This is a genomic window from Mitsuaria sp. RG (assembly GCF_028369275.1).
In the GTDB taxonomy this organism is placed as follows: domain Bacteria; phylum Pseudomonadota; class Gammaproteobacteria; order Pseudomonadales; family Pseudomonadaceae; genus Aquipseudomonas; species Aquipseudomonas peradeniyensis.
In genome coordinates, this window is the sequence record NZ_JAQMYQ010000015.1 from 108,963 (window position 1) to 116,521 (window position 7,559).

General features: G+C 64.0%; 4 protein-coding genes and 1 pseudogene. All 5 read left to right on the top strand.

Going from position 1 to position 7,559, the window contains the following annotated elements; translation table 11 throughout:
* Positions 1–136: 136 nt before the first annotated feature.
* Positions 137–1,555 (top strand): annotated as a pseudogene (locus POF53_RS11220) (glucan biosynthesis protein G); the annotation flags it as partial.
* Positions 1,556–1,799: 244 nt separating this feature from the next.
* Complete coding sequence (gene mdoH, locus POF53_RS11225; protein ID WP_475860557.1) at positions 1,800–4,367, top strand: glucans biosynthesis glucosyltransferase MdoH; 2,568 nt, start codon at positions 1,800–1,802, stop codon at positions 4,365–4,367.
* Positions 4,368–4,596: 229 nt separating this feature from the next.
* Complete coding sequence (locus POF53_RS11230; RefSeq protein ID WP_269806666.1) at positions 4,597–5,397, top strand: transporter substrate-binding domain-containing protein; 801 nt, start codon at positions 4,597–4,599, stop codon at positions 5,395–5,397.
* Positions 5,398–5,634: 237 nt separating this feature from the next.
* The gene (locus POF53_RS11235) at positions 5,635–6,597 is read left to right on the top strand and encodes an amino acid ABC transporter permease (protein WP_254465336.1); all 963 of its coding nucleotides are present in this window, start codon (positions 5,635–5,637) and stop codon (positions 6,595–6,597) included.
* On the top strand, positions 6,590–7,324 hold the full coding sequence (locus POF53_RS11240; RefSeq protein ID WP_203652716.1) for an amino acid ABC transporter ATP-binding protein: 735 nt from the start codon (positions 6,590–6,592) through the stop codon (positions 7,322–7,324). The genes POF53_RS11235 and POF53_RS11240 overlap by 8 nt, the downstream gene beginning before the upstream one ends.
* Positions 7,325–7,559: the final 235 nt, after the last annotated feature.

Sequence of the window (7,559 nt, forward strand, 5' to 3'; positions counted from 1 at the left end):
GGGGTCCGAACAGTGCTCGCCAACCCGGCATTGGTCGCTGGCCGTTGGTTTCATGATCTGTTTTCGGCGAGGATTGCTCGTGATTGTAAGCCCCTGTATTGCACCTAGAATCCCCGGTACCCGGCTGCGCAAGGCCATGCTGGCCGGCGTGGCACTGGTCGGCCTGTTGAGCGCGGGCCAGCTGTGGGCATTCAATCTGGACGACGTTGCAGCCAAGGCAAAGGATCTGGCCGGTCAGAAGTTCGAGGCACCGAAGAGCAACCTGCCGCCGGTGTTCCGCGACATGAAGTACGCCGACTACCAGAAGATCCGCTTCCTGCAGGAAAAGGCCGAGTGGGCCAAGGACAAGACGCCGTTCAAGCTCTCGTTCTACCACCAGGGCATGCACTTCGACACGCCGGTGACCATCAACGAGATCACCGCCAACAAGGTCAAGGAAATCAAGTACGACCCGAGCCGCTTCGAGTTCGGCGACGTGCCGCATGACGCCGAAGCCACCAAGAACCTCGGCTACGCTGGTTTCCGCGTGCTCTACCCGATCAACAAGGCCGACAAGCAGGACGAGATCATGACCCTGCTTGGCGCCAGCTATTTCCGCGTGGTCGGCAAGGGCCACCGCTACGGCCTGTCGGCCCGTGGCCTGGCCATCGACACCGCGCTGCCGTCTGGTGAGGAATTCCCGCGCTTCCGCGAATTCTGGATCGAGAAGCCCAAGCCGAACGACAAGCACCTGGTGATCTACGCGCTGCTCGACTCGCCGCGCTCCACCGGCGCCTACAAGCTGACCCTGCGTCCGGGCGAGGACACTCTGGTCGACGTCAAGTCGCGGGTCTACCTGCGTGACAACGTCAGCCGCCTGGGCATCGCCCCGCTGACCAGCATGTACCTGTTCGGCCCCAACCAGCCATCCAAGGTCATGAACTACCGTCCGGCCCTGCATGACTCCGAAGGCCTGGCGATCCACGCGGGCAACGGCGAGTGGCTGTGGCGTCCGCTGAACAACCCGAAACACCTGGCCGTGAGCAACTTCAGCGTCGAGAACCCGCGTGGTTTCGGCCTGCTGCAGCGCCAGCGCGACTTCAGCGACTACGAAGACCTCGACGACGAGTACGAGAAGCGCCCGAGCGCCTGGATCGAGCCGAAGGGCGACTGGGGCAAGGGCACCGTCGACCTGGTCGAGATCCCGACCGCCGACGAGACCAACGACAACATCGTGGCCTTCTGGAGCCCGGAAAAACTGCCTGAGGTGGGCAAGCCGTTCGAGTACGACTACCGCCTGCGCTGGACCATCAAGGAAGACCAACTGCATTCTCAGGAACTGGGCTGGGTCAAGCAGACCCTGCGCTCCACCGGCGACGTCAAGCAGTCCAACCTGATCCGTCAGACCGATGGCACCGTGGCCTTCCTGGTCGACTTCATCGGCCCGAACCTGGCCACGCTGCCGGCCGACACCGCCGTGCGCAGCCAGGTCAGCGTCGGCGACAACGCCGAAGTGGTCGAGAACAACCTGCGCTATAACCCGGAAACCAAAGGCTGGCGCCTGACCCTGCGCCTGAAGGTGCAGGATCCGAAGAAATCCACCGAGATGCGCGCCGCGCTGCTGCGCGACGTACCGGTCGAACAGCCCAAGCCGGCCAAGCAGGACAAGGCCGCAGCCAAGCATGCTCACGCCAAGGCCGAGAAAGCCAAGGCCGAGAAGGCTGCCGAGCAACCCGCCGCCGATGCGGCATCCACCAACGGGACCCCGGCCACCACCGAGAAAGTGCTGACCGAGACCTGGAGCTATCAGTTGCCTGCCGATGAGTAACTCAAGCGCAAGGCCGGAATCGCTGAGCGAGTACCTGGCCCACCTTCCCCTGAGCGACGAGCAGCGTGCGGAACTCGCCCGCTGCACCTCCTTCAGCGAGCTGCACCAACACCTGGCGGCCCAACCGGCCGCCGGCACCGCCGAGGCCGCCCAGGCTTCGGTGGGCGCCCGTCTTACTGTCGGCAGCGCCGCCGAGCTGGAAGACGCCGAGATGCTCGGCGTCGATGCCGGTGGGCGGCTGTGCCTGAAGATCGCCCCGCCGATCAAGCGCACCAAGGTCGTGCCCGAGCCGTGGCGCACCAACATCCTGATCCGCATGTGGCGGCGCATGACCGGCCGCACCAACGCCCCGCAGCCGCCCAAGCGCGAGCTGCCGCCGGCGCGCTGGCGCACGGTCGGCTCGATCCGCCGCTACATCCTGCTGACCCTGATGATCGGCCAGACCCTCGTTGCCGGCTGGTACATGAAGGGCATCCTGCCGTACCAGGGCTGGTCGTTCGTCGATTTCGACGAGATCCTCAGCCAGCCGCTGTGGGACACGGTGGTGCAGGTGTGGCCGTATGCGCTGCAGACCTCGATCCTGGTCCTGTTCGGCATCCTGTTCTGCTGGGTGTCGGCGGGCTTTTGGACCGCCCTGATGGGCTTCCTCGAGCTGCTCACCGGGCGTGACAAGTACAAGATTTCCGGCAGCAGCGCCGGCAACGAGCCGATCGCGCCCGAGGCGCGCACCGCGCTGGTGATGCCGATCTGCAACGAAGACGTGCCACGGGTGTTCGCCGGCCTGCGCGCCACCTTCGAGTCGGTCGCTGCCAGTGGCAACCTCGACCGCTTCGACTTCTTCGTGCTCAGCGACACCAACGACACCGACATCGCCGTCGCCGAACAACAGGCCTGGCTCGACGTGTGCCGTGAAACCAAAGGCTTTGGCCGTATCTTCTACCGCCGCCGTCGGCGCCGGGTGAAGCGCAAGAGCGGCAACCTCGACGACTTCTGCCGTCGCTGGGGCGGCGAGTACAAGTACATGGTCGTGCTCGACGCCGACAGCGTCATGAGCGGCGAGTGCCTGAGCAGCCTGGTGCGCCTGATGGAGGCCAACCCGGACGCCGGTATCATCCAGACCGGACCGAAAGCCTCGGGCATGGACACCCTGTATGCGCGCATGCAGCAGTTCGCCACCCGCGTGTACGGCCCGCTGTTCACCGCCGGCCTGCACTTCTGGCAGTTGGGCGAGTCGCACTACTGGGGTCACAACGCGATCATCCGCATGAAGCCGTTCATCGAGCACTGCGCCCTGGCGCCGTTGCCGGGCAAGGGCGCGTTCGCCGGTGCTATCCTCTCCCACGACTTCGTCGAAGCCGCGCTGATGCGCCGTGCCGGTTGGGGCGTGTGGATCGCCTATGATCTGCCGGGCAGCTACGAAGAGCTGCCGCCAAACCTGCTCGACGAGCTCAAGCGCGACCGTCGCTGGTGCCACGGCAACCTGATGAACTTCCGCCTGTTCCTGGTCAAGGGCATGCACCCGGTGCACCGCGCGGTGTTCCTCACCGGGGTGATGTCGTACCTGTCGGCGCCGCTGTGGTTCCTGTTCCTGGTGCTGTCGACGGCGCTGCTGGCAACCAACACCCTGATGGAGCCGCAGTACTTCATCGAGCCGTTCCAGCTCTACCCGCTGTGGCCGCAGTGGCATCCGGAGAAGGCCATTGCGCTGTTCTCCACCACCATCGTGCTGCTGTTCCTGCCCAAGCTGCTCAGCATCATCCTGATCTGGGCCAAGGGCGCCACCGAGTTCGGCGGGCGCATCAAGGTCACCCTGTCGATGCTGATGGAGATGCTGTTCTCCATGCTGCTGGCACCGGTGCGGATGATCTTCCACACCCGCTTCGTGCTGGCCGCGTTCCTCGGCTGGGCCGCGACCTGGAACTCGCCGCAGCGTGACGACGACTCCACGCCGTGGAGCGAAGCGGTGCGTCGCCATGGTCCGCAGACCCTGCTGGGTATCGCCTGGGCTGGGCTGGTGGCCTGGCTGAACCCGAGCTTCCTGTGGTGGCTGGCGCCGATCGTCGGCTCGCTGGTGCTGTCGATCCCGGTGTCGGTGATCTCCAGCCGCACGCGCCTGGGCCTGGCGGCCAAGGACGAGAAGCTGTTCCTCATCCCCGAGGAATACGCTACGCCGCAAGAGCTGCTGGCGACCGACCAGTACACCCACGAGAACCGCTGGCACGCCTTGCACGACGGTTTCGTCCGTGCCGTGGTCGACCCGCGCCAGAACGCCCTGGCCTGTGCCATGGCCACGGCGCGTCACGGTCAGGCGGCCCCGATCGAGGCGCTGCGCGCCGAGCGCGTGGCCAAGGCCCTGGAAGTCGGCCCGAAAGGCCTGGACCTGAACACCCGCCTGGCGCTGCTCAGCGACCCGGTGGCGCTGTCGCGCCTGCACGAGCAGGTGTGGGCCGGGCACAACACGGCGTGGATCGATGTGTGGCGGGCGTCCATCGCCAACGATCCGCACTCGCCGTTGCTGCCGCTGCACCCGGAGAACGTGGCCCAGCCAGCCCTGGCTTGAGTCCGTTGCTCGGATAATCGCGGGGCCAGCCCGCTCCCACGCCATCTCAACGGTGCGTGGGAGCGGGCTGGCCCCGCGATGCTTTCTGGTCGATTTTGGCCAACAAAGTCCCCCCCGGCTCTAGGTCCGGCGCCGCGCATGCGTTAGCATCCGTCCCGATATTGCGCATCGGTCTGTCGGACCGTGCTTACAAGAAAAATCTGCGTACTTCTTGCTAGGGGACTTGGTGATGATTAAGAAATACCTGTCGCGACTGCTGGTAGGTGCGACCGCCCTGATCGCGGTGACCGCCGCCCAGGCCGGCGCCATCGATGACGCGGTCAAGCGTGGCACCCTGCGCGTGGGCATGGACCCGACCTACATGCCGTTCGAAATGACCAACAAGCGCGGTGAGATCATCGGCTTCGAAGTCGACATCCTCAAGGCCATGGCCAAGTCCATGGGCGTCAAGCTGGAGATGGTCTCCACCGCCTACGACGGCATCATCCCGGCCCTGATGACCGACAAGTTCGACTTCATCGGCAGTGGCATGACCCTGACCCAGGAGCGCAACCTGCGCCTGAACTTCAGCGAACCCTTTATCGTGGTCGGCCAGACCCTGCTGATCCGCAAGGAGCTGGCGGGCGAGATCAAGTCGTACAAGGACCTGAACAACGAGAAGTACCGCCTCACCTCCAAGCTCGGCACCACCGGCGAGATGGTCGCGAAGAAGCTGATCGGCAAGGCCAAGTACCACGGCTACGACAACGAGCAGGAAGGGGTGATGGACGTGGTCAACGGCAAGGCCGACGCCTTCGTCTATGACTCGCCCTACAACGTGGTGGCGGTGGAGAAGGCCGGCGCCGGCAAGCTGGTGTTCCTGGAAGAGCCCTTCACCTACGAGCCGCTGGCCTTCGGCCTGAAGAAAGGCGACTACGACAGCATCAACTACATCAACAACTTCCTGCACCAGATCAAGCATGACGGGACCTACGATCGTATTCACGACAAGTGGTTCAAGAGCAAGGAATGGCTGAAGGAAATGGAATAAGGGTCGGGCCAAAAGCCTAGACTTTGATCCCGACGCGCAGGTTGGACTGAGGGCGGTAGATCGAGGACAGCGGATGTTTTCGCTGGCCTCTTCGCGGGTAAACCCGCTCCCACAGGGTTTGGCTACATCTGTGGGAGCGGGTTTACCCGCGAAGAGGCCGGCAAGTACAACGCACGCTCCACGGGCTATCGCTAAAGCTCCACCCGGCGCGTTTCTTTTTTTGTGGAAGTACCCCAAGTGATCAAACACAAGAAAGCACAGTGGCCCTGGCATGGGCTGACCGCGCTGGTCCTGGTGGGCCTGGCGATCAGCCTGTACCTGGCCACCTCGATGATTTCCTACGAGTGGCGCTGGAACCGTGTTCCGCAATACTTCGCCTACAAGGCCGAGGAAACCCAGCGTGCCACCAACCCGGGCACGGTCGAGGAAATCGTGGTGTCCGGCGACAACGCCCGGGTCACCCTGAAGGATGAGAGCGGCGACACCCAGGTCGTCGAAGTGGCCAAGGACAGCATGCTGCTGGCCCGTGGTGACGACGTCGCCGAGGGCGATGCCATTGGCGTCACCCGCCACTGGGCCGCTGGCCCCTTGGCCTGGGGCCTGTGGACCACGCTGTGGATCTCGGTGATCTCCGGCGCCCTGGGCCTGGTGATCGGCCTGTTCGCCGGGCTGTGCCGGCTGTCGAGCAACCCCACCCTGCGTGACCTGTCCACGGTGTATGTCGAGCTGGTACGCGGCACGCCGCTGCTGGTGCAGATCTTCATCTTCTACTTCTTCATCGGCACCGTGCTCAACCTGTCCCGCGAGTTCGCCGGGGTGGCGGCGCTGGCACTGTTCACCGGCGCCTACGTGGCCGAGATCGTCCGTGCCGGCGTGCAGTCGATCGCCAAAGGCCAGAACGAGGCGGCACGTTCGTTGGGCCTCAATGGCGCCCAGTCCATGCGCCATGTGATCCTGCCCCAGGCCTTCAAGCGCGTGCTGCCACCGCTGGCCGGGCAGTTCATCAGCCTGGTCAAGGACACCTCGCTGGTGTCGGTGATCGCCATCACCGAACTGACCAAGAGCGGCCGTGAGGCCATCACCACCTCGTTCTCGACCTTCGAGATCTGGTTCTGCGTGGCGGGCCTGTACCTGCTGATCAACCTGCCGCTGTCGCACATCGCCAGCCGGCTCGAGCGGAGGCTTGCGCAAAGTGATTGAAGTCCGTGACCTGCTGAAAGTCTTCGACACCCGCGGCCAGGTGGTGCGCGCGGTGGACAACGTCACCACCCAGGTCGCCAAGGGCGAGGTGGTGGTGGTGCTGGGGCCTTCGGGCTCGGGCAAGTCGACCTTCCTGCGCTGCCTGAATGGTCTGGAGCATTTCGACGAGGGCCATGTGTCCATCAACGGCCTGCAACTGGACGACCCCAAGACCGATATCAACGCCTATCGACGTGAAGTCGGGATGGTGTTCCAGCACTTCAACCTGTTCCCGCACATGACCGTGCTGGAGAACCTGTGCCTGGCGCAGAAGGTGGTGCGCAAGCGCAACAAGGCCGAGCGTGAAGCCAAGGCCCGGGCGTTGCTGGAAAAGGTCGGTATCGCGCAGAAGGCCAACGAGTATCCGTCGCGGCTCTCCGGTGGCCAGCAGCAGCGGGTGGCCATCGCCCGGGCCCTGGCGATGGACCCGAAGGTGATGCTGTTCGATGAACCGACCTCGGCGCTTGATCCGGAGATGGTCGGGGAGGTGCTGGACGTGATGAAGACCCTGGCCCAGGAGGGCATGACCATGGTCTGCGTGACGCACGAGATGGGCTTTGCCCGGGAAGTGGCGGATCGGGTGTTGTTCTTTGATCATGGGAAGTTGCTGGAAGATTCGCCACCGCAGGAATTCTTTGCTGCGCCGAAGGATGTGCGGGCGCAGGCGTTCTTGCGGCAAGTTCTGTGATTGTGTTTAGACCTGCGTAAACCGTGGGTGCAATGTATGTGGTCAAACTGTTCAGGCCTCTTGCTATATGTTGGCGAGGGGTCTGATCACTGAAATAACACCACCCTCCAATCAAGAAACGCTCATCTCTTGATCTTGCTTCTAAGTGCGCGATAGTTCAGGCGACGCCAATTGCGACTTCAGGAGGCCGAGCGTAGTTCTTGCGAAGGGAGGTGACGGGCATGGATGCCCGTCA